Below are 22,133 nucleotides of genomic sequence, written 5' to 3' on the forward strand. Positions count from 1 at the left end.
TTCAAAGATGAAATATTTATTTTTCATACTAATTGCTCTATTATTGTTTTCTAGCGCTTGCCAACCGGACACTGTCGGGGAGGGAGCGCATCATTTGCAGCTGTTGGATTCGGTGATTCGAAAAGTAGAGGCGGATTTGCTGCCGCTGGAAGCAGATATTTCGGCCTTGGCGCGCTATTCATCTACCTTGTTTCAGCAATCCGATAGCCTGATTTCACTTGTGCAGGAGAATAAGTATTTCACCGATGAAAATGGCTTCTTCTACAATCCGAATGAGTCCGGAGAGGAGAGCACCGTATTTGTTTCCCTGTCCTCGTCAAATAAAGCACTTGCCAAGAGGGAGGTGTTTACGACCGAGCCAATGGATGCCGCTTTTCGGAAGATTGTAGAGCAGCGCCAAATGGTCTGTCAGGTTTATTTCAACGCAGCCAGTAATTTCAGCAGGTTGTACCCGCCGTATGACTTACTGAATTCCATAGATCCGGCGTTGGATGTGACGGCATTTAATTTTTATTACCTGGCCGACCCAGACAAAAACCCGAGCAAAAAGGCCGTTTGGGTAGAGGAAGTGTACATCGATCCCGTAGGTAGGGGTTGGATATTATCCCTGATACATCCGGTCTATTCCGGGGGGGCATTGAAGGGGGTTTTGGGTTTTGACATTACCCTATCGGATTTAATGAATGCGTTTTTGGAATCTTCCGATAAGAAATTGATGCTCGTTGACAGTCAGGGGACCATCGTGGCAGGAAAGGCGGAAGCGATCGAGGCATTGAGCATGCCCCCGCTGAAAAACCACGCCTATTTGCAAACCATTCATTCCGATAATTTCCGAAAGGAAGATTTTAACTTGTTTAAGAGCAAAAGTAAAGAGGTACGGCGAATGGGTTCCAAATTTCTTTTGGAGAAAGAAAACTACCACAGCTTCGAGTTGGGGGGCAGGCTATTTGAGGCGTATTGCAAGCGAATGAATATAATGGGCTGGTATTTATTGGATATCCATGACTAGGGAAAGCGGGCATAAGGAGGGTAAAAACAGGCGGGAGGCCCAGCGGTTTTGGTGGCTAATCGGACTTAGTATCGGTGCAATTTTGTTTACAGTGACCCTTGCTTTTTTATTTTACAACGCTTTGTCCCAAAATCTGGTGGAAAACCGAAAGGTATTCTTGAACAAACAGGTAGAATTGGCAGCAAACGAAGCCCAGCGGAATTTTAACAATTTGTACGAAGATTTAATTTTTTATGCCAACAATCAAGAGCGGTCGGCAAACGATAGCGATCTCCCCCTGAATCCCAACGTAGATGAAGCAAGGGTAAGGCGGCTGCTGAATAACTACATCAATCTGATTGACACCCTGATCATCGAAAAAGGAGATTTCAGGAAAGCCTACCGGGTATCGGATGCCAATTATTTCTCGATTACCGAGTCGGCGCAGTCAATTGATGCCGCATCTTGCCGTTATTGCTTCCGGGTGAAATCGGACAAGGGTAACGTGGCATTGCTGGCCAAACTGAACCTTGGTATGTATTTTTCCAGGCATTTGGTCAACTATTACCTGGGGCCAAATACGACGAAATTGGTGTATTTTGAAGGTAGCTTTTTTCAATTGATCGACGATTCCATGCAAGTTCCCGTTGCGTTGGAACCCAGATTGCGGGAAGCAGTAGAGCGAGAAATACGGGGAGGATTGCGGGGGCAATACGAGGGGCTATTGGAAGTCGGAGAAGCATTCGGAAGCCAGGAATCCTTGCTGATTCAGTATCCCTTTACCCTGTTTAGGCTTGAACTTAAAAGCCCCATTGCTTTTGTGTTTACCCAAAACAAATCCACTGTGGTATCTGGGCTATTTGCCAATTATTTCTACTTGTTTCTTTCACTTTTTGCCCTGTTGCTGTTTGTGGTCTATTTCCTGTCAAAATATTTCAAGGTTACCAGCGAAAACAACCATTTGCTGGAAAAAAAATCACGCGATCTGGATCAATTATTGAAACAGCAAACCATGTTATTGCAGCAGTCCAGGGGGTTTATCTACTACCAAAATGAAGACCTAAAACTGTATAAAGTCAGTGACAATGTAACGGAGGTGCTGGGTTACTCCGCGGAGGAATTCCTTTCGCTTTCGGTAGGGGAATGGATGTGTGACGATTCGGGTGGGTTTTCGGTCAGCAAAAAGGAAGCCATCGAGAGGAAAGCTGATTTTTACTACTACGAATCCAATTCCAACCAAAAGCAGGGAAGTCCCATTCGGGTTAAGATATTTGAGAAACTCATTTACGATGAACGGAGCAATTTCGCCGGTGCGGTCGGTATGTGCACGGACATCAATGACAAGTACATGGCGGATCAGGAATTGATACGCAGTGAAAATCGGCTTCGATCGGTATTGAACAGCTTGCCAGACACCATATTTATTTACAATAACAAAGGTGACTTTTTGGACTATTACGTGCACAACGACGAGCTCTTGCTTCAGCCTCCGCAAAAAGCGTTGGGAAAAAATATTAGCGAGATGCTTACCGGAGAGTCCGGAGAGCGGGCTATGCGAGCCTTCAAACGGTCCGTGATGACGGGTAAGATGCAAACCGAAGAGTTGGATTTACTCTTGGATATTGGCCGACGGTATTTTGAGGTTCGGTTTTTTAAATTGGATGACAAGCGGATGATATCTGTTGCCAGAGATATCACCGGGCAGAAGCTCTGGGAAAAGGGACTGCGGGAAGCAAAAGAAGCTGCCGAAATAGCCAACCGAGAAAAGTCAAATTTCCTGGCGAATATGAGCCATGAAATCAGAACGCCGTTAAACGGACTGTTGGGGATCACGGGGCTGCTCAGCAAAACCTCCCTGACGGACGAGCAGCGGGAGTTGCTATCCATTATTGGTGATTCTGGAGAATCGCTCCTCCATATTGTGAATGACATTCTGGACTATTCTAAGATTGAGGCGGGCAAAATGGAATTGAATCCTGTACTTTTTAAGCTAAAACCGGAGATGGAACGCATCATTAACGTCTTTTCCGGCATGGCCCAGGAGAAATCCCTTTCGATTCGGCTGGATGTGGATGCGACCCTCCCGGAAGCAGTGGTTTTGGACCGGGAGAAATTGACCCAGATATTCTTTAACATCATAGGAAACGCCGTTAAGTATTCCCAAAAGAACGGTAAAATAGCGGTTTCCTTAAAAGGGGAGAAATTATTTTCCCACAACCTGATTCTCCATTGTGCAGTGGAAGACGATGGTGTAGGCATTGCCAGGGAAAAGTTGCCGGAATTGGTGAAACCCTTTACTCAGGCCAATGCAGCTTCTAATGGAGAATACAAAGGGACGGGTCTGGGCCTGGCTATTGCCAATAAATTGATTGAATTGATGGGGGGGGTATTGCAGATAGAAAGTGAACTTGGTGTAGGATCTACCTTTTCGTTTACCTTGATATCCTACATCAACGGAGAACAGGTTGAAATCGATGCTGAGATCCCTGCCGGAATCAAGGATACGGTGAGTTTTGAAACAATCGGGGAAGACTTTCCTCTCGATATTCTAATTGTTGAAGATAACGAGATCAATCTTAAGTTTATGGGAATGCTTTTGAGTCAATTGGGCTACGAACCCGACATCGCCATGAATGGTATGGAGGCCATAGCCTGCGTCGAAAAAAAGAAGTATGACCTGATCTTTATGGACAACCAAATGCCCGGAATGAACGGAATGGACGCGACCAAAGCAATCCGGACCATGGCGTACGGTAAAGCGGTGAGGATTGTGGGATTATCGGCAAGCGTATTCAAAGAAGATGTGGAGCATGCGCTTTCCATCGGAATGAATGATTACCTAACGAAGCCAGTCAAAATCGAACAGATCGTAAATACGATAAAATCCTGTGCAATGGCAGCCAGCAAGGAGGTTAAATAACCGTTTCCAAATCAAAGCCTTCCAGGTAGTCGGCTACTTTTTTCACGAACATCCCGCCCAATGCTCCATCGATAACCCGGTGATCGTAGGAATGGGACAATATCATTTTGTGGCGAATACCGATCATGTCCCCGGTGGGAGTTTCCACCACAGCGGGTTTCTTGGTAATGGTACCTACGGCCAGGATGGCTACCTGGGGCTGTACAATGATGGGCGTACCCATGATATTGCCGAAAGAGCCAATATTGGATAAGGTATAGGTACCACCTTTGAGTTCTTCCGCATTCAATTTATTTTCCCTCGCCCGCTTTGCCAGGTCGTTGATCTTTTTGGATAGCCCGGTCAAGCTATACCGATCGGCCTGTCGGATTACCGGCACAATCAGGTTCCCGTTTGCGAGGGCCACGGCAATTCCTATGTTTATATTCTTTTTCTTGATGATCCGATCTCCTTCAACGGAAATATTAATCATCGGAAAATCCTTCAAGGCTTTGGCGATCGCCATGACGAAGAAAGGGGTAAAGGTGAGCGATTCGCCCTCCTTTTCTCGAAACGTCTCTTTGATCTTGTTGCGGAAGAGCACGATTTTTGTGAGGTCCGCTTCGACAAAGGAGGTCACGTGCGCCGATATATTTTTGGAATCCAGCATACGCTGGGAAATCATCTTCCGCATCCGGTCCATTTCAATGATTTCGTCCTCCCCCTCACTGATTGGAACGGGCTCTTCCATCGTGGAAGTCGGAGCCCCTTCTGTTTTTTTCTTCGCTACATAGGCAAGGATATCTGCTTTCGTTACGCGTCCGTCTTTTCCTGTTCCGGGTAGGCCAGCCAGTTCTTTAAAATCGATATTTTCCGTTTTGGCGATGCTCAGTACCAATGGGGAATAAAATTTTTTCGCTTCAATTTTTTCTCGTTCTTCTTTCGAAACCGCCCCTAGAATCAGTGAGGTATACGGTGGGATCTCAGGTAGTGGCTCTGTTTCTGCGGCAGCGGGATCGGGTTCACTTTCCGTAGCAGCAGGCGTGTTCGCTTCCGGTAGTTCGTCGGATGATCCTTCGCTCCCGACTGTTTCAATCAGCGCAATTGGCTTACCTACCTCCACTACCTCTCCTTCCTGTGCCAGGATGGACTTAAGGATGCCCGAGTGGGTAGCAGGGACTTCCGTATCCACTTTGTCGGTGGCTACCTCCAGAACGGATTCATCCTGCTCGATCAGGTCCCCTTCTTTTTTTAACCAGGAAAGGATTGTGCCCTCCATTATGCTTTCCCCCATCTTGGGCATCACCATTTCTACTGTTGCCATACTGCTTCTGTAAAATACTTTTGAATTTGCCTCTGAGTATAAAACTAAAATTTAGGAACTGCTTTGCAAAAGGAAACCCTTTAAATTTTATTCTGCTTGTTGTAATACGGTCTGTCTCAATAAATTCAATGCGGCGACTGCGGTCAGGTGAATGTTTACTGTTCGGTCCTGGGTAAGTTGCAGTTTTCTGGTGAAGCAACGCTGCCCATTATGGCAGGCGATCCAAACCAAACCCACTGGTTTTTCCTCCGTTCCCCCTCCAGGACCAGCAATACCACTCGAGGACAAGCCGTAGCTGGCATTGAATTTCTCTCGTACCTGGGTTGCCATTTCTATCACTGTCGCTTCGCTTACCGCCCCCTCTTGCAGCAAAACCGCTCCGGATACCCCCAATAATTGTTCCTTGTACGCATTGTGATAGGGAATAATACCTCCGTTAAAATAGTTGCTGGAGCCAGCAATCCCCGTTATGAGGTGAGCAATATAACCTCCGCTGCAGCTTTCGGCGAGTGCAAGGGTTTCACCTCTTTGTGTCAACAAATGGCCAATGGCTACGGGCAATGTTTCCTGGTTGTACCCATAAATGTACTGGGGAATTAGCGGTTTGAGCCGGTCGATTTGTTCCTCAACTTCGCTCGCAATGCGGTCTTGATCGGTACCAAACCCCGTCAGGCGAAGCTTTACCTCTCCCAGGGAGGGCAAATAAGCCAGGCGAATGTGATCCGGTAACTTTTCTTCCCATTCCGAAATTAAATCGGAAAGCCAGCTTTCGCCAATCCCCACGGTACGGATCAGTTTGTGATAGATCACGGGCAAGCGATAGGCTTTTTTAAGCCTCGGGATAACTTCCTGCTCCATTAAGTATTTCATCTCATGGGGTACGCCCGGCATAGACATCCAGATTTTGCCGGCTTCTTCAAACCACATCCCGGGAGCGGTTCCCACGGCGTTGCGAATGTACGTACAGTTAGAAGGTAAGTATGCCTGCCCCCGATTGGTGGGGGTCAATTCTTTTCCCCTGCTTTCGAATAGCCTGCGGACATCTTCCAGGGCATCCGGAAATAAGGTTAGGCTGCTCCCGAAGTAAGCAGCAAGGAGCTGTTTGGTAAGGTCATCCTTGGTCGGACCCAGGCCGCCGGTCATCAAGATGACGTCTGCCCTGCGGGAGGCAGCGTTGAACGCGTCCAGGAGGGATTTTTCGTCGTCACCTACCGTAGTCCGTCTGACTACCCGGATTCCGATTTTGTCCATCTCTTCACTGAGCCATTTGCTGTTCGTGTCCATGATTTGCCCATAGAGAAGTTCATCTCCTATGGATATAATTTCTGCATTTACCGATTGATGCATAAAGGGGGGATTATTTTTTAGGAACCAAAATTAAAAAGTTTCCGGACAGGGTCATGGATTTGTTTTTATAATTTGCCGCCAACCGGGAATGCCGGGTATCGGGAGGGGTTATTTCTTTCGATAGGTGACAAAGGTGTGGGTGTATGGATTTTGATCACTTTTTTCGACCCGGGTTTTTTCCATCACTTCCCATTCATCCGGATCGTATGTAGGGAAAAATGTATCTGCTGCTGGATTTGCTTCGATTTCCGTGATGATCATTTCGTCTGCCAGGGGTAGTGCATCTTTGTAAATTTCTGCTCCCCCCAAAATAAATACCCGATCGATCCCTTCCGATTTTGCACGGGACAATGCTTCTTCCAGGTTGTTGGCCACAAAATGGCCAGCCGGCACCTTGAAGTCTGGATTTCGGGTAACCACAATGTGTGTTCTCCCCGGGAGGGGTTTTCCAAGGGAAACAAAGGTCTTTCTACCCATGATCACGTGGTGCCCGGAGGTGGTTCGCTTAAAATGGTTGAGGTCCGAAGGCAAACGCCAGGGCAACTCCCCGTTTATTCCGATCGCATTATTGGTGGCTTTTGCCACAATAATTGAAACTATCATCGAAGAAGATTTATTTTGCGCCTTTCATGACATTTGGATAATCCGCTAATTCGAAATGATTGGCCCGATTGGTGTCAATTTCAATCATTTTCATCTGCGATCGGCTTTGATCTTCCTTGCTGGCGAAATCCATTTCGAGGATGTTTCCTTTCGGTAAATTGTTAAAGTATTCCTGGTTTTCCTCTTTCATTTTTTTGGTAACGAAGGGACTATTTTTGCTCCAGAAGGATTCTAATCCTGCGATGGGGTCCTGGCTGATCCAATAATTCCCCTCGGTATCCTCGCTCACAACGCGGTATTCCTCACAGGTATATCCGAGGATGTCCTTTGTGTTTCCTGTTTTCTCAAAGGTAATATCCGATGCATCGAAGGATTCCGATTCGGCGCCGGGATCCGATTCGACTGCTTCCATCATGCCACCCCAATCAATGGAAAATGCCATACTGGATTTTTCCTCATCGTTCTCCATGAGCATGACCGTCGCTTTATTCTTGTGATCCATGATAATCACGGATTTTTCGGATGATTTTTTGTTGCCCGATTCGATGTACTCCATTCCAAAATAATCCGGGTTTTCGGAGAGTAGCGAATTGAATACGATAGGATCGTCTGCTTTTCCTTTCTCGTCCGTACTTTGTATCTCCATGACCGCAACTCCGGAAAAATCGTACGCGCTTTCCGTTTCCACATCCATGTTGATCGAGCTCATGATCTTGCTATAGTCGTAGGTTTCACCCGGCGTACCACCTTCGACTTCTCCCATATCGCCGTAAAGATTACTAAATGCCTTTTCCAGTTGGCGCTGCGTGGCTTTGGCTACCTCTTTTTCAACCGTTCTTTCCACGGCCCGGGTAACGCCCTCCGAAGCGGCATTTTTCAGCCTTTTCAGTAGTTGTGCCTGCGCATCCAAACCAATCAATGACAGCATCAGAAACAATGAAATAGAGAATAGAAATTTCATGGTTGATATAGATTTTGATTTCAAAATTAAAATTATGAAATATAAATTTAAAGTCCTAAACAATGTATTCTTGTATGTGAATAGGGTTATATCTCCAATATATACTCGAGTATACCGGCGTTTTTTCCTTTGGGCCGGGTGACCAGCAAGGGGACTTTGTCGTTCATTTGAATCAGCCGTTCGGCCAGACTGCCGATAAAAAGGGCCGTTGCGGCGGTCCTGCCTTTGGCGCCGATAATGATGATATCTGCTTTAATCTCCAAAGCCTTTTGAATGATGTCTTCTACCGGGTCGTCGTCCTGGTCCTTGGTGTAGAGCGGTTTGATTTTTATGGATTTGGTATCAATCTTTCGTATAAATTTTTGGTAATTGGTCTCGGCATGTTCCAGCATGATTTGACTAAACTCTTCATACGATTTCCCGGTAAAATGATACCCCGATGGGACCGCATACACGTTTTGACAGAGGATTTCAGATTTCCGCTCACTTTTTTCGGCGATTTCTATCGCCTCTTCCAGCGCGTCTTTGGAGTAATCCGAAAAGTCACTGGGAACGAGGATTTTTTTGATTTTTGGCTGGCTATTTTCCGGCACAATCAACAAGGAACAGGAGGCCCTTCTCGCCAGCCGCTGCGAGACAACCCCCGAGCCGGGAATCGAGGTCTTCCTTCCAACCAGTATCATATCGGCGGACTTTTCGTTGGCTAGCTTTAAAATCTTTTTCGATAACTGCCCCTCTTTGACCACATAGGAACTGCTGATCTGGAGCTCCGGATCGAAATTTTCAGCAACTACCTGTTTCATTTCGTTTTTTCTTTCCTCAACCATGTTGCTGATCAAGTTGGGAAACTCTGCAAGGATATCCTTCGGAATCGACAGGTTTCGAATGACGTTGGTAAAATAAATCTTCTTCGATTGGTTGGCCTTTGCTATAAATGCGGCAAATTTCACCAGTGTTTTGTCCATCTCGGTTTGATCCAGACAAACAATGATTTTTTTGATTTGATACATTCCTCGTCGTTAACTAAATGAATTCCTTTAAATAACTATTTTTCATCGGTATTGCTGTTTTTTTTAAAAAAACCGTAAGGTTTAAATTAGTAAATTTCAACGTCAAAACAATCTAATTTTTGCCGATTTTGATCGCAATTTACATGAAATTTTTCCAAAATGTTTTTTTCGGGCAATTCGTCGTTTGTGGGGTAAGCAGGATCCTCCTTCTAATTTGAGGTTTGGGGGAATAGGTTGTATATTTGATCCAGGGTTCGGTTCAGCGACATGTTCGAACTTCACAAGTTGATTAAAATACCGAGTGAAGCACTGCTTCAAAACCAGGCCTCATCTTTCCATGTGAAAGACCTCGTATTCTTCTGGAATGCAGGATAACAGTGGAAGGTTGCGAAGAAGGTGCAGCTCAAATCCTGTCATATCGGAGGTTTGTAACACTCCTGGAACCGGGCCCAATTATAAAGGGAGACCGCAATGCGGCCTCCCTTTTGATGTTTTATCGGCTCCTGCCCGGATGCAGGTACCTTCTTCCAGGCGCAGTTCCCCAAAGGTTCCTCGGATTGGTTTGCCTGACAGGAGAAACCCCCTTCGTTCACCGCTTTCGGTCGGATGTCTTTGGGGCGCTTTTCGAAACAATACCCCATCCGCGGTGAAAGGATGTTGAAAAACCAGCCTTATCGCAAAAAAAAGAGGCTGCCGCGACAGCCTCCTGAAAAGAATGGGTGTATTTCTCAATAAAGTACCCTGAATCGAATGGTTCCTTCAAGCGACTTTAGCTCGTCGATAACTTTGGAGCTATATGCTTTGTCGATGTCCGTGATTACGTAACCGATCTTTTCGTTGGTTTTTAAGTATTGACCGACGATGTTGATCGAACAATCGGCCAGCACCCGGTTGATCCGAGCCATGATGCCGGGTTCGTTTAAATGGATGTGAATCAATCGATGCGCATTTTGCAGGAAGGGCAACTGGATATTCGGAAAGTTTACGCTGTTAAACGTGTTGCCTGTATTGATGTATTCGATGATTTTTCCGGGTACAAACCGAGCGATGTTTTCCTGGGCCTCCAGGGTACTGCCTCCGATATGCGGAGTGAGAATGGTGTTGGGAAGTCCTATCAGTTCCGAAACGAAGGGTTCGGAATTGTTTTTGGGCTCACTTGGAAAAACGTCGATACTTGCTCCTGCCAGGTGCTGGCTTTCCAGCGCCTCCTTTAAGGCAGGTACATCCACCACGTGTCCCCGGCTAAGGTTGATAAGGTAGGACCCCTTTTTCATCAACGCAAGTTTCTCCCGGTCGATGAGCATGGCGTTTTCTTTCCGGCCGTCCACATGCAAACTGATCACGTCGCAGGTCCGGAGTAATTCCTCCAACGAGTCAATTTTTGTCGCATTTCCCAGTGCGAGTCGTTCGATGACGTCGTAGTAGTATACATCCAGCCCCATGTTTTCCGCTAGAACAGAAAGTTGAGAGCCGATGTTGCCGTACCCGATAATGCCCAGTTTTTTGCCTCGGATTTCGAAACTTCCCGTGGCACTCTTGTCCCATTTTCCCTGATGCATGCTACTGCTCCTATCGGTTAGGCCACGCATTAGGAAGATGATCTCGGCAATGGCCAACTCCACCACGGAACGGGTGTTGCTGAAAGGCGCGTTAAATACCGCAATGCCCTTCTCCTGACAGGTTTCTAAATCTATCTGGTTGGTACCGATGCAAAAAGCACCGATGGCGATCAGCCGGTTGGCATTTTCCAATACCCTGGCGGTGACCTGGGTTTTGGAGCGGATACCCAATACGGATACTTTTTTTATCTTTTCTGCAAGTTCTTCTTCGGAAAGGGCAGAACTGATAACTTCTACGTTGTATCCTTCCTGCTTCATCAGTTCGATGCCAATTGGGTGCACGTTTTCCAAAAGCAATACGTTTATCCTGCTTTTGGGATAGGAGAACTTTTTATTCATCTTGTTTACGTATAAAATCTCGTCCAGACTCGGTGCAATGTGGTCGGCTTTTGAAGAAACCGAAGGACGGTGCACGTTTTCCGTAAATGCGTAAAATTTATTGGCCACACCAGAAGCTTTTATTTCGTAGTCGGTATAGCCGTCACCAATCACGTAAATGTCGCCTTCCAGGTTCAGGCTACGAATGGTTTCCGGTTTTCCATTGTTTTTGGAAAGGGGATTGTCCTCGTTGAAGCCAGAAATCTTTCCCGATTCATCGTAGACGAATTCGTTGGCAAAGACATTTTCCGGCTTGATGCCGTAACCCGTTACGATGGGTACGACAAAATCTTTGAATCCATTGGATATTATAAAAATGTCGTCCGCATTTTCTTTTAAAAACTCTTTATTTCGTTGAAATGAATCGGAGACCTTCTTTTTTAATGCAGTGATCAACTCATTGATTTGCTCTTTATTTGCATCAAGTATATTTAGCCGCTGTACCAGGCTCTCTCGAAACGTGAGCTTCCCCTCCATGCCCTGATCGGTGATGTCTTTGATTGCCTGTAGTTTTTGGGCTTTATCGGGATCGTCTTTCAGACTTATTTCACCCAAAATATCCAGGGCTTCGACCTTTGTAAACGTACTGTCAAAATCAATAATAAATTTTTTTGTGACGGTCATTTTTCAGCAAAATTTTTATGAGTTGCAAAATTAATAGATTATCAGGGAATTTGAAGGTAAACCTCCAAAATAACTTTTAGGATCAGATATTGGTAAAAAATCGGGAATGGGTATACCTTTGCGAGAAGGGATCGGAACACGGCTGATGGGCTTAAATCAGTCCATCGGCAAAATGGGCCTTGCTGTTATACCTGGCAGGGCTCCGTGGCTATTCGCAGCGAAAGCACTTGTCTACTGGGGACGTTATCCCTTATTCCGGGGTGGATTTCACCGGTGCCAGGCTAAGGAAGATCGAATAGGCTATGCGTCAATCCCTGTTCCGGGGGCTATTCGGCGGCTTGTTTATATGCGGAGGAAAGGTGCTGGATCGGTAGAAGTCTCCCAATAAATACAGCTGCGGAAGCACCCTGACCCCCCAGTCGTTTGCTGTACCCGGCCCGGCTGGATTAGCACAAGCGAGTTGGGACCCGGGCAGCCGCTATAGGTTTGGCAGGAATGCCGATTGGAGCGACTCAGCGGCAGGACCCGCTCAGCCCAAAAAAGAACAAATTACCGCTACCGCAGTTTGGAGAGACGTAGACTGGCAACAACTAAAAAAACACGTTTAAAATAACACCAAGACACGCGTAATCCATGCCACTTGCAATCGACAATATTAGGGTAGGCCGAGTCTATCGGCTGGTGAATTATGGTGAGATTCGTTTCCTCGAAATCATGGAACGAACCGGTAGGGAAAACTTTCGAGTGAAAGACCTGGATACCCTGGAATTTTACGAGTTGGAAGAGTTGTTGCGATGGGGTAAAGGGAAGGATTATGATCTGGATGAAATCCGGTAATACATGTAACCAATGGAAAAAGAGACAAGCCTAACGAAAGCCATTTTTACCGCAAAATGCCCCAAGTGTAGAAAGGGGTCCATTTTTCCGGTTTCGCTCTATAGTTTTAGAAAACTCACGGAGGTAAACCAAACCTGTCCGAATTGCGGGGTCGAACTGGTCCCCGAGCCGGATTTTTATTACGGAGCCATGTACGTCAGCTATGCGCTATCGGTGGCGCTTTTTATTTCGGTGATGGTGGCGCTAAACGTCTTGTTTGATGATCCGGAGTTGATGGCCTACATCGGATCCGTTTTGTTTTTCAACATTTTGTTGTTGCCGGTTATGCTGCGGATATCAAAGGTGCTTTATTTATACGGTGTAGGCAAGATCAGCTACGAGCCCGAGAAATAGGTTTGCCGAAAGAAATTACGTGTTTTTCCGGGTGAATTTTTCTACGATAAATTTTTTAATTTTTCCTTAGTAAGTAAAACTTACTTTTTGTTGGTTCGTATAAGGTGTCATATAGTTTTACTTAACACTTAAATGGAGCAGATTTTAACGCAGATTGTTGTTCCGGTCAATCAAGAAATTTATCTTAAAGATCCGTTGAGTTCGGATTTGGGTAAGCGAATCATTCAGGAGGGAACCGAATTAATTGAGACCCTGGGCATGGAAGGGTTTAATTTTAAGAAGTTATCGGAGAAAGTGGGCAGTACTGAAGCGGCTATTTATAGATATTTTGAAAACAAACACAAGTTATTGCTTTACCTGACCAATTGGTATTGGGGTTGGCTGGAGCACAACCTGGTGTTCGTGACGGCCAATTTGCTTGATCCGAAGGATAAAATGCGGGTGGCTATTCAACTACTCGTAGAAGGTCCGGTATACAAACAAAACATCTACATTGATATTCAAAAATTGCGGGTGTTGGTGACCGAGGAGTCGTACAAAGCTTTTTTGACGAAAGAGATCGACGCCGAAAATAGCAACGGATTATTTACCCAGTTTTATCGGTTGACCGATAGAATCGCACAGATAATCAAAGAGATAAACCCGAAATATTCCTATCCCAAAACCCTGGTCACTACCCTGGTGGAGTCCACATTATTGCATGCTTTTTTTCTGAGACACATGCCTAAAATGACAGAATCCGGGCTAAAGGCCGATCAAAAATTGGGGTTTTATTTTGATCTGGTATTTAAAACACTAAAAGATGAATGAAGATTTAATCAACACCCCCCTGAAAAGATTCTTTAGTCTGCTGAGGGAAGAGAAAAAGGAGATTTACGCCATTTATTTTTATGCGGTGCTCAACGGGTTGGTTTCCCTTTCCCTGCCCTTGGGCATTCAGGCCATCCTGAATTTTATTCTTGGAGGCAGGTTGACGACTTCTTGGGTCTTGCTTGTGGTCATCGTTGCCCTGGGGGTTATTTTTGGCGGCTACCTTCAAATCAGCCAATTGTATCTTTCGGAGAAACTGCAGCAGCGGGTGTTTGGGAAATCGTCCATGGAGTTTGCCTACCGACTTCCCCGAATCAAGACCGAAGCGCTTCGCGGGAAATTTGCTCCGGAACTGGTAAACCGGTTTTTTGATACGATCAATCTACAAAAAGGCCTGTCCAAGTTGCTGATCGATTTCAGTACGGCATCCCTTCAGGTGTTCTTTGGCTTGATATTGCTGGCGATTTACCACCCCTTCTTTATCGTATTTTCGGTCATGCTGGTGTTGATTTTGTACCTAATATTTAGGTATACCAGCCCCAAGGGGATGGCTACTAGCCTCAAAGAATCCTCCGCGAAATACGAAGTAGCTTATTGGCTGGAGGAAATCGCCCGCACCTTGGGTACCTTTAAGCTCTCCGGTTTTTCTCCCTTGCCCTTTAAGCGGGTGGATAAACTGATGGGAAAATACCTGGAATTTCGGAATTCGCATTTTGCAGTCTTGATTTTCCAGTACAAAATCATGATTGGTTTCAAGGTGTTGATCATTGTGACCTTGCTGGTGGCGGGAAGCTTGTTGCTAATGAATAACGAAATCAGCATCGGTCAATTTGTCGCTGCGGAGATCATCATTGTTTTGATCATTAACTCGGTCGAGAAACTTATCTTGAGTTTGGAGACCGTATACGACACCCTCACTGCCACGGAAAAACTGGGACTGGTAATGGACCTGGACTTGGAACGATCCGAGGGAATAGACAAGGCGTTTGGGGAGTCTGCTTCCGGGCTGTCCTATGAGTTTAAGGATCTGACCTTTCACCCCAGGGACAAAAAATTCCCAAATCTTCAAGACATCAATGTAAAAATAAAAGCAGGAGAAAAGGTCGTCGTTACTGGAGAGAGTGGCTCGGGTAAAAGTACCTTCCTGCAGTTAATGGCGGGATTGATCGAGGATTACAAGGGTAATGTAATCATAAATAAACTTCCATTGGAAACCCTCGCCCTGGAAAAACTACGTTCCATGATTGGGGATAGCCTTTCCAGACAATCCATTTTTCATGGGACCATACGTGAAAACATCACGGTCGGAAATGAACACATCTCCGAAACAAAAATCCGGGACGTATTGCAGGTAGTAGGACTCAGTGACTATATATACGGGTTGAAAGACGATTTGGAAACCCAGTTGTTACCGGAAGGTAAGCACTTAAATAATGCGACCATCAGCAAAATTATTCTTGCCCGGAGTCTGTGTTTCGATCCAAAACTCCTGCTTCTGGAACAGGAGCTTAATTATCTAAACGATGTCGAGGCGAGGACCGTGCTGGATTATATTTTTTCAGGTCCCTGGACGTTGGTAGCCGTTTCTTCCGATGATGCGCTGCTCCGACGAGCCGATAAAATCGTGGTATTGGATGCAGGAAAAGTCGTACTTGAGGGTGATTTTGAATCCTTTGAGCAGTATAGAAAAAATAAAAAATACTAACAGCCATGCTGAATATTTCAAAAAACTCCGTGAAAGGGTATATCAATCCATTCTTGTTTGATAGTTACCACATGACCATACCCAACGACCAGAGTCGCAAACGGATACGGGTACTTCTGTACTTGCTCCTGGCAGGGTTTGTATTTTTATTTCTACCCTGGACGCAGAACTTCCGCTCACAGGGAATGGTGACGGCCCTGAAGCCCGAGCATCGCCCACAAACCGTGCACTCGGTGATCCCGGGAAGGATCGAACGGTGGTACGTGCAGGAGGGGGACTTTGTGCAGAAAGGGGATACCATCTTGTTTCTTTCCGAGGTGAAGGATCAATACATGGATCCCGAACTCGTAGACAGGACACGCCTGCAGGTGGGTGCCAAGGAGCTTTCGGTCAAGTCCTATGAAGAAAAGATCAAGGCACAGGAAAATCAATTGCAGGCCCTGGAACAAAACAACCGGCTGCGAAAGGAACAGGCACAAAACAAACTTCAACAGGCCCAATTGAGTGTGCTTTCCGACAGCATCATGCTCGAGGCGGAAAAGGTCAACCTGATCGTGGCGGAAAGGCAATACGAGCGTATGGAAAAACTCTACGAAGAGGGCTTAAAATCACTTACCGACCTGGAAGCCCGGCGAATCAAACTACAGGAGTCTCAGGCTAAAAAAATAAGTGCCGAAAACAAACTGCTCAGCAGTAGAAACGGCGTCATCATGGCTACCATAGAGCTCAATGCCATAGACAATGATTTCAGGGACAAATTGGCTAAAGTAAACGCAGAACGGTACACGGCGTTGTCCAGTCAGTACGATGCGGAAGCGACGGTCACCAAACTTCGAAACGAGCTGTCCAACTATACCGTGCGATCGGGCATGTATTACGTGTTGGCGCCCCAATCGGGCTATGTCACGCAAGCCATTCAGGTGGGTTTGGGCGAAACGATCAAAGAAGGAGCCGAAATCGTCAGCATCATGCCGGAAAATTATTCGCTTGCCGTCGAGATGTACATAGACCCCATTGACCTGCCATTGATCAAGGTGGGAAACAAGATCCGGTTTATCTTTGACGGCTGGCCGGCCATCGTCTTTTCCGGCTGGCCCCAGCTTTCCAATGGAACTTTTGGAGGCCGGGTCTACGCCATCGACAATTTCACCAGTGCAAACAACCAGTACCGTCTGCTTGTGGTACCCGATCCGGACGAGGAACCCTGGCCGGAGGCGTTGCGCATTGGCTCGGGAGCGGACGGGATCGCCCTGCTCAATGACGTTCCGGTCTGGTACGAAATATGGCGACAAATGAACGGATTCCCGCCGGATTACTACACGTTAAAAGAAGTCAGGGAAATGAAAAGTCAGACGAAATGAGGTTTCGATTACTGTTCTTAAGTGGATTATTGCTGTTCACCTGCGTATCGACGGAGGCTCAGGAGAGACTTTCTTACACCGATTTTATGGTTTGGGTTCGGGATTACCACCCCGTTGCCAGACAGGCGGACCTAACACTCGACCTGGGAAGACAGGAACTGCGGGCAGCCAGAGGCGCCTTTGATCCCTTGGTTTTTGGAAACATGGACCAAAAACAGTTTAAGGGTACCGAATATTACAACACCCAGGAAGCAGGGCTCTTGTTGCCCACGCTAGCGGGGGTGGAGCTGCAGGGCCTGGTGGAACGAAATACCGGGGATTTTCTGAATTCTGAAAATGTTGTTCCCGAAAGTGGACTTTTTGCCATCGGTGCAGCGGTCAACCTGGGAAAGGGGCTCTTTATAGACGAGCGAAGAGCAAGCTTGCAACAAGCAAAAATCTTTGCGCTGTCCACCGAGATGGAGCGGATTCAAGTATTGAATGACTTGTACCTGGAAGCGGTCAAAGCCTATTGGAAATGGGCTGGCAGCTACGCGAATCTTGAAGTACGGAGAGAAGGGCTGAAACTGGCCTCCATCCGCTTTGAAGGCATTGTATCCAGTTTCGAACAAGGTGATCTGCCGGCCATCGACACCGTCGAAGCCTATACACAGGTACTAAGCCGGACCATTCAGCTCCAGAAAGCGGAAAACAGCTTTTTTGCCAGTACGCAGGATTTGAATGTGTTTCTATGGGACATGGATCAAAATCCGATCTACCTGGATCCAGAAGTTATCCCGCAGGAATTGCAGGAATATTTCCCTTCGGGGATAAACCGGGAGGTATTTCGGGAGTTGGTGGCCCGGCACCCCGAACTGCGGCTGCTGGACTACGACCTGGACCACCTGGAAATCGAGCGCCGCTATAAGGCGGAGCAACTCAAACCCACGGTCAAATTAAAATACAATTTTCTGACCGAAAACCTGGGGGGAATGGAAGGAATTGGGTTTATGGAAAACGATTATAAATTCGGCGTAGAAATCGCCACCCCATTGTTCTTACGAAAAGCCCGGGGGGGCTTGGGGCTCACCAGGACCAAAATTTCCATGGTTGGTAATAAGCGGGACTTAAAATCCCAACAGCTCCGTGCAAAACTGGAGCAGGGCTTCAATGATTACCAGGTATTGAACCAGCAAATCGCGACATTTCGGGACAATATCAGTGGTTTGGAAAGACTCCTGGAAGGAGAGCGTGTGAAATTTGACCTGGGAGAAAGTTCGTTGTTCTTAATCAATGCCCGGGAAACCAGCCTCTTCGATGCCTTACTGGTCAATAATTCACTCTTTGTAGATAAAAATATTGCTTTTTCCAAAGTTAGAACTGCTGCTGGCCTGGGATTTGAAGGGGTTAACCCATGAAGCACTTCTTTGTATTCCGGTGGTTTTCCAGTCCTTTTCGCTACGCATTCGCCAAACTTAAAAAGAAGCTCGGAAAACTAGACCGGTTGAAACTGGAAATTTTCCTGGTCATCGGGAATGGGAGGAAGGTGTTTGTCAAAGGGCGGGTGGTGGAGGCCTATCGGCAAAGTCGGCCATCCGATAAGAAAACCGCCTTACAAAATTTGCTGGGCACACTGAGACGGTACGCCGGCAGCAGCGTGCCCGATGCAACCATCCGACTTGCTTACGGGTCACACCAGGCCGAATTGATCACGGACTCAGAAGGATTGTTCGAAAAAATGTTGCGTTTTTCCGATGCGGAAAGTCAGGCAGTACAAACGATTCGTTTCTCGCTGGTACCAGAGCAAGGATTGGTACCCGAAACGGGCTGGGTGGAACGAAGTGTACATTGGATTCGCAAGCCGTACCCGCGAGCCGTTATTTCTGATATTGACGACACGGTTATCATTTCGAAAGCGACAAATATCGGAGAAAAGCTTTGGTTGTCTGTTTCCAAAAATGCCTACACCCGACGACCCTTTCCCGGAGTAAGTGAATTCTACCAATTGTTAACAGCAAACGGGGAATATCCCGTTTTTTACGTTTCCAGCAGCGATTGGAACTTGTTTGACCTTATTCGAGATTTTTTAGCGTACCGGAACATACCATTGGGCCCGATTTTGCTGAAAGATGGGCATATAAATTTGAAGAATATCTGGAAATCGGGTGGAGGGAACCACGCACATAAATTGGAAAAAATCGAATTCCTTTTGGAGTTTTTTCCGGAACAGCGGGTATTGCTGATTGGTGATAGCGGGCAACACGATCCCGAATTGTACGCGGAAATCATTCGTCGCTTTCCCGATCGGGTCGAGGCCGTATACATTCGCAAAGTCCGACAGGGGGATGCGGCACGGGAACATGAATTGAATCAACTGCTTCCGCCAAACAAAGTGGCTTGGGTGAAAACCACCCGCGAAGCATTGCTGCATGCGCAGGAGCATTTGGTTGTCTGACCTATACTGCCTGAATAATGTATCGAAAAATAGGTTAACCGTTTACAGTGGTTTAGTAAATTTTATGTACGATGAATCAACCAATATTATTTGTACTTAATCCATTCTCCGGGGACCTACCCGATAAAGACGAAATGGTCGGTACTATTTGCGATCAACTTCCGGCTTATGACATTGAGGTCTGGAAAACCACAGGCGAAAAGGACGGTGAAAAGATCCGAAAACTAGTGGACGAAACGCCTTACGAATTGATCCTGGTAGGAGGCGGTGATGGAACGGTAAAGATGGTGGCGGAGGCAGTAGAGGGGAAAAAGTGTTGCCTGCTCCCCATACCTTTCGGTTCTGCCAATGGCCTCGCTACTTGTCTGGGTATTGAAAGCTGGGAGGATAGTTTAAGTTGTCTGGCTGCCGAAACCTATAAGCCAATGGACCTGCTGGAAGTCAACGGAGAAGCTTGCCTGCATCTGTGCGATTTCGGATTCAATGCGGACCTGATACGAAAATTCGAAGACGGGGACGAGCGTGGGATGATGGCGTATTTTAAAAACTCGCTATCAAGTTTTTTTGAACTCAAACCCTATCGATTTGAAGTGCAGATAGGCGAGGAAAAGCAGTGGATATCGGCCAAAATGCTGGTGATTGCAAACGGAACAAAGTACGGTACCGGCGCTACGATCAACCCGGATGGGCGGATGGACGATGGTGTTTTTGAAGTCATCGCACTCAACCCCCAAGGCATGCAAGAGTGGATGGAACTGACCTATGCCTTACTTCAAAAAGAACTAAAAGGACTGGATTTCGTTCAAACTTGGAGTTGCTCCTCGGTAAACCTGGTCAATGCGGATCGGGCGGCCTTTCACGTGGATGGAGAACCTGTAGGGAATGACGAGCACGTGCAGGTACGCATTCGAAAACGGGAATTGTGCCTGTATTACATGGATTCAGAAAAGGCAGGTTGATTCACAATTGGTGACCAACAGGAAGCGGTAGAATTGTTTCTACCTGGTGTAGTTGTTTGCAATTGAGAGATTATCTAGTAGATTTGAACGGTAGATTCCTAAAATAAACCCAAATGGAGAACCGGTCCCTGGACATACACGATGAAAAATTTATTCAGGACTTACGTGCTGGAAGCAATCGTGCTTTCGCCCTACTTTTTGATCACTATGCGGGAAAAATATACCGGTTTGCCACAAAGTTTGGCCTTGGCCATGAAGACGCAGAGGGTATCATTCAGGATGTGTTTATAAAACTTTGGGAAAGGAAAAAAAGCCTGGATTCCCAGCAAAATGTGAATGCCTACCTGTATAAAATAGCGAAATCCTATTGCATCAAACGAAAAAAGAAGCTGCTACTCGAAAAAGTTTTTGTCCTGTTGGAAACAGAAGGTGCCTCGCTGGCAGATCCCGTAGCGCTTGAAAACGACGTGATCGTAAACGACTTTATCTCCCTGATTTATCGCTGGGTTGCCAAGCTGCCGAAAGGGCAACGAGAGGTATTTGAACTTAGGAATAAGGAGCAGCTGTCCATGGATGAAATCGCAGAGCGGCTGAATATACCCAAGAGAAAGGTAGAAAACAGGATGTACCAGGCAAACAAGGCCCTGCGTTCGAAAGTCGCTGCCGACAAACTGCTGCTATGGGCGGGAATTGGGATTATTGATTTTTTATAAAAAAGACCTTGTTTTTTCAATAGTGATCGCTAATTTCTTAATGTATTAGCAAAGATGTAATTTTATTTTTTTTTTTAAGCATTCCCTTCGGATCAAGGCTATTATAGGGTAAAGGAATTACCTGGTTTTATGTTCCAATCATTACTAAAAAAATTGCATCAAGGCCAACTGTCTAGGCAGGAGGCAAAAAAATTAGCGAAATGGCTTAAAAGTAAGCGTTCGGATCGGTATTTCTCGGACGTATACGACCGGCAGGTGACGCAAGATGACGCTACGGAGGGGGAGAATTCCGGGCTTTCCCCGAAGCAGCACGAGTCCCTAAAGCACACCGTGCTGCAGCAGTTGGATTTTCTCGCCCGGACCCAGGCGCAACCTGGGAAATTGCCACCAGCGAAGGCGTTTACCCCACCAAAATGGGTAGCTGCCGCTTCGCTACTGTTTTTGGTGGGACTTGGATTGTACTTGTTTGCTCCCCGGCCTACACCCACCCCGTCCGTAGCACAAGCGCCAGCTATAGAATGGGTGATCAAAAGCAATCCTCCCGGAAAAAAGACCCTCATTCATCTTCCCGATGGTACCAAGGTATACCTGAATTCCGAAAGCACCTTGACCTACGCAAAGGGATTTACTTCCAACCGGCAGGTATACCTGGAGGGAGAGGCCTATTTTGAGGTAGCGGAAGACAGCCTTCATGCCTTTACGGTTCAGGCCGATTCCCTGCTCACCCGCGTGCTGGGTACTGCTTTCAACGTGCGGTCTTTTCCCGAAGAAAATCTCGTTTCCGTGGCACTGGCGAGTGGTCGGATAGAGGCACGTGTCAAGGGATCGGAAACAACCGAACTACTCGTGCCTGGTGAGGGACTTGCCCTGAGTAAGGTAGGGAACCGTGCCGTACGCAAGTTTGATGCGGACCTAACTACTGTGCAGTATTGGAAAGAAGGAATTCTTCATTTCGACCAGGTATCCTTTCCCAAACTGATACGAATTTTGGAAAGGTGGTACGGGGTGAAAATCGAGGTAAAGGGAAATATCCCAAAAGACAGCGGTTTTACGGGCACCTTTAAAAATCGCGAAAATTTAATCAACGTATTGGATGCAATCCAGTTTTCTGAATCCTTTACGTATGAGTCAAACGGTAAAAAAGTAACGATCACCTTTTAAATCGATT

At 46.5% G+C, this 22,133-nt stretch carries 18 protein-coding genes; 12 read left to right on the forward strand and 6 right to left on the reverse strand.

Features of this window, described 5'->3' with window-relative positions; genetic code table 11:
- The first annotated feature begins 7 nt into the window (after window positions 1–7).
- Both GCU44_RS14630 and GCU44_RS14635 read left to right on the forward strand, forming a co-directional pair.
- Entirely contained in the window at window positions 8–1,009 is a 1,002-nt protein-coding gene (locus tag GCU44_RS14630; protein WP_154857153.1) for a PDC sensor domain-containing protein, read from the forward strand.
- Complete coding sequence (locus GCU44_RS14635; RefSeq protein WP_154857155.1) at window positions 1,002–3,908, forward strand: PAS domain-containing hybrid sensor histidine kinase/response regulator; 2,907 nt, start codon at window positions 1,002–1,004, stop codon at window positions 3,906–3,908. Before GCU44_RS14630 ends, GCU44_RS14635 begins: the two co-directional genes overlap by 8 nt.
- Here GCU44_RS14635 and GCU44_RS14640 read toward each other — a convergent pair.
- From GCU44_RS14640 to serA, 6 genes are all read right to left on the reverse strand, one after another.
- The gene (locus tag GCU44_RS14640) at window positions 3,901–5,211 is read right to left on the reverse strand and encodes a dihydrolipoamide acetyltransferase family protein (RefSeq protein WP_154857157.1); all 1,311 of its coding nucleotides are present in this window, start codon (window positions 5,209–5,211) and stop codon (window positions 3,901–3,903) included. The two genes, GCU44_RS14635 and GCU44_RS14640, sit on opposite strands and share 8 nt — an antisense overlap.
- Window positions 5,212–5,298: 87 nt before the next feature.
- Window positions 5,299–6,558, reverse strand: a complete 1,260-nt coding sequence (locus GCU44_RS14645; protein ID WP_154857159.1) for a competence/damage-inducible protein A — start codon at window positions 6,556–6,558, stop codon at window positions 5,299–5,301.
- A 108-nt stretch (window positions 6,559–6,666) separates the two neighbouring features.
- The gene (locus GCU44_RS14650; protein ID WP_154857161.1) at window positions 6,667–7,161 is read right to left on the reverse strand and encodes a dihydrofolate reductase; all 495 of its coding nucleotides are present in this window, start codon (window positions 7,159–7,161) and stop codon (window positions 6,667–6,669) included.
- 10 nt (window positions 7,162–7,171) lie between these two features.
- Window positions 7,172–8,122 carry a DUF4412 domain-containing protein gene (locus GCU44_RS14655; protein ID WP_092175167.1) on the reverse strand — a complete coding sequence of 317 codons (951 nt, stop codon included), beginning with the start codon at window positions 8,120–8,122 and terminating at the stop codon, window positions 7,172–7,174.
- 86 nt (window positions 8,123–8,208) lie between these two features.
- Window positions 8,209–9,132 (reverse strand): universal stress protein, encoded by a 924-nt coding sequence (locus GCU44_RS14660; RefSeq protein WP_154857163.1) that lies wholly within the window; start codon window positions 9,130–9,132, stop codon window positions 8,209–8,211.
- Between the two features lie 728 nt (window positions 9,133–9,860).
- Entirely contained in the window at window positions 9,861–11,753 is a 1,893-nt protein-coding gene (gene serA, locus GCU44_RS14665; protein WP_154857165.1) for a phosphoglycerate dehydrogenase, read from the reverse strand.
- A 633-nt stretch (window positions 11,754–12,386) separates the two neighbouring features.
- Between serA and GCU44_RS14670 the strand changes: the two genes are divergently transcribed.
- The 10 genes from GCU44_RS14670 to GCU44_RS14715 all read left to right on the forward strand — a co-directional run bounded on the left by GCU44_RS14670 (window position 12,387) and on the right by GCU44_RS14715 (window position 22,126).
- Entirely contained in the window at window positions 12,387–12,590 is a 204-nt protein-coding gene (locus tag GCU44_RS14670; protein WP_092175180.1) for a hypothetical protein, read from the forward strand.
- Window positions 12,591–12,602: 12 nt separating this feature from the next.
- Window positions 12,603–12,983, forward strand: a complete 381-nt coding sequence (locus GCU44_RS14675) for a DUF983 domain-containing protein (protein ID WP_092175182.1) — start codon at window positions 12,603–12,605, stop codon at window positions 12,981–12,983.
- Window positions 12,984–13,115: 132 nt separating this feature from the next.
- A complete protein-coding gene (locus GCU44_RS14680; RefSeq protein WP_092175184.1) occupies window positions 13,116–13,793 on the forward strand; it encodes a TetR/AcrR family transcriptional regulator in 678 nt (225 codons plus the stop codon).
- The gene (locus GCU44_RS14685) at window positions 13,786–15,498 is read left to right on the forward strand and encodes a peptidase domain-containing ABC transporter (protein WP_154857168.1); all 1,713 of its coding nucleotides are present in this window, start codon (window positions 13,786–13,788) and stop codon (window positions 15,496–15,498) included. Before GCU44_RS14680 ends, GCU44_RS14685 begins: the two co-directional genes overlap by 8 nt.
- Window positions 15,499–15,503: 5 nt before the next feature.
- Complete coding sequence (locus GCU44_RS14690) at window positions 15,504–16,859, forward strand: HlyD family secretion protein (protein WP_092175189.1); 1,356 nt, start codon at window positions 15,504–15,506, stop codon at window positions 16,857–16,859.
- Window positions 16,856–18,256: a TolC family protein gene (locus tag GCU44_RS14695; RefSeq protein ID WP_092175191.1), complete on the forward strand. Its 1,401-nt coding sequence runs from the start codon at window positions 16,856–16,858 to the stop codon at window positions 18,254–18,256. Before GCU44_RS14690 ends, GCU44_RS14695 begins: the two co-directional genes overlap by 4 nt.
- Window positions 18,253–19,293, forward strand: coding sequence for a phosphatase domain-containing protein (locus GCU44_RS14700; RefSeq protein WP_154857170.1), 1,041 nt, complete (start codon window positions 18,253–18,255; stop codon window positions 19,291–19,293). Before GCU44_RS14695 ends, GCU44_RS14700 begins: the two co-directional genes overlap by 4 nt.
- Window positions 19,294–19,364: 71 nt before the next feature.
- The gene (locus GCU44_RS14705) at window positions 19,365–20,252 is read left to right on the forward strand and encodes a diacylglycerol/lipid kinase family protein (protein ID WP_154857171.1); all 888 of its coding nucleotides are present in this window, start codon (window positions 19,365–19,367) and stop codon (window positions 20,250–20,252) included.
- Window positions 20,253–20,365: 113 nt separating this feature from the next.
- Window positions 20,366–20,965 (forward strand): RNA polymerase sigma factor, encoded by a 600-nt coding sequence (locus tag GCU44_RS14710; protein WP_154857172.1) that lies wholly within the window; start codon window positions 20,366–20,368, stop codon window positions 20,963–20,965.
- Window positions 20,966–21,094: 129 nt separating this feature from the next.
- On the forward strand, window positions 21,095–22,126 hold the full coding sequence (locus GCU44_RS14715; protein WP_154857173.1) for a FecR family protein: 1,032 nt from the start codon (window positions 21,095–21,097) through the stop codon (window positions 22,124–22,126).
- Window positions 22,127–22,133: the final 7 nt, after the last annotated feature.

The organism is Cyclobacterium xiamenense (assembly GCF_009467825.1).
GTDB classification, from domain to species: Bacteria; Bacteroidota; Bacteroidia; order Cytophagales; family Cyclobacteriaceae; genus Cyclobacterium; species Cyclobacterium xiamenense.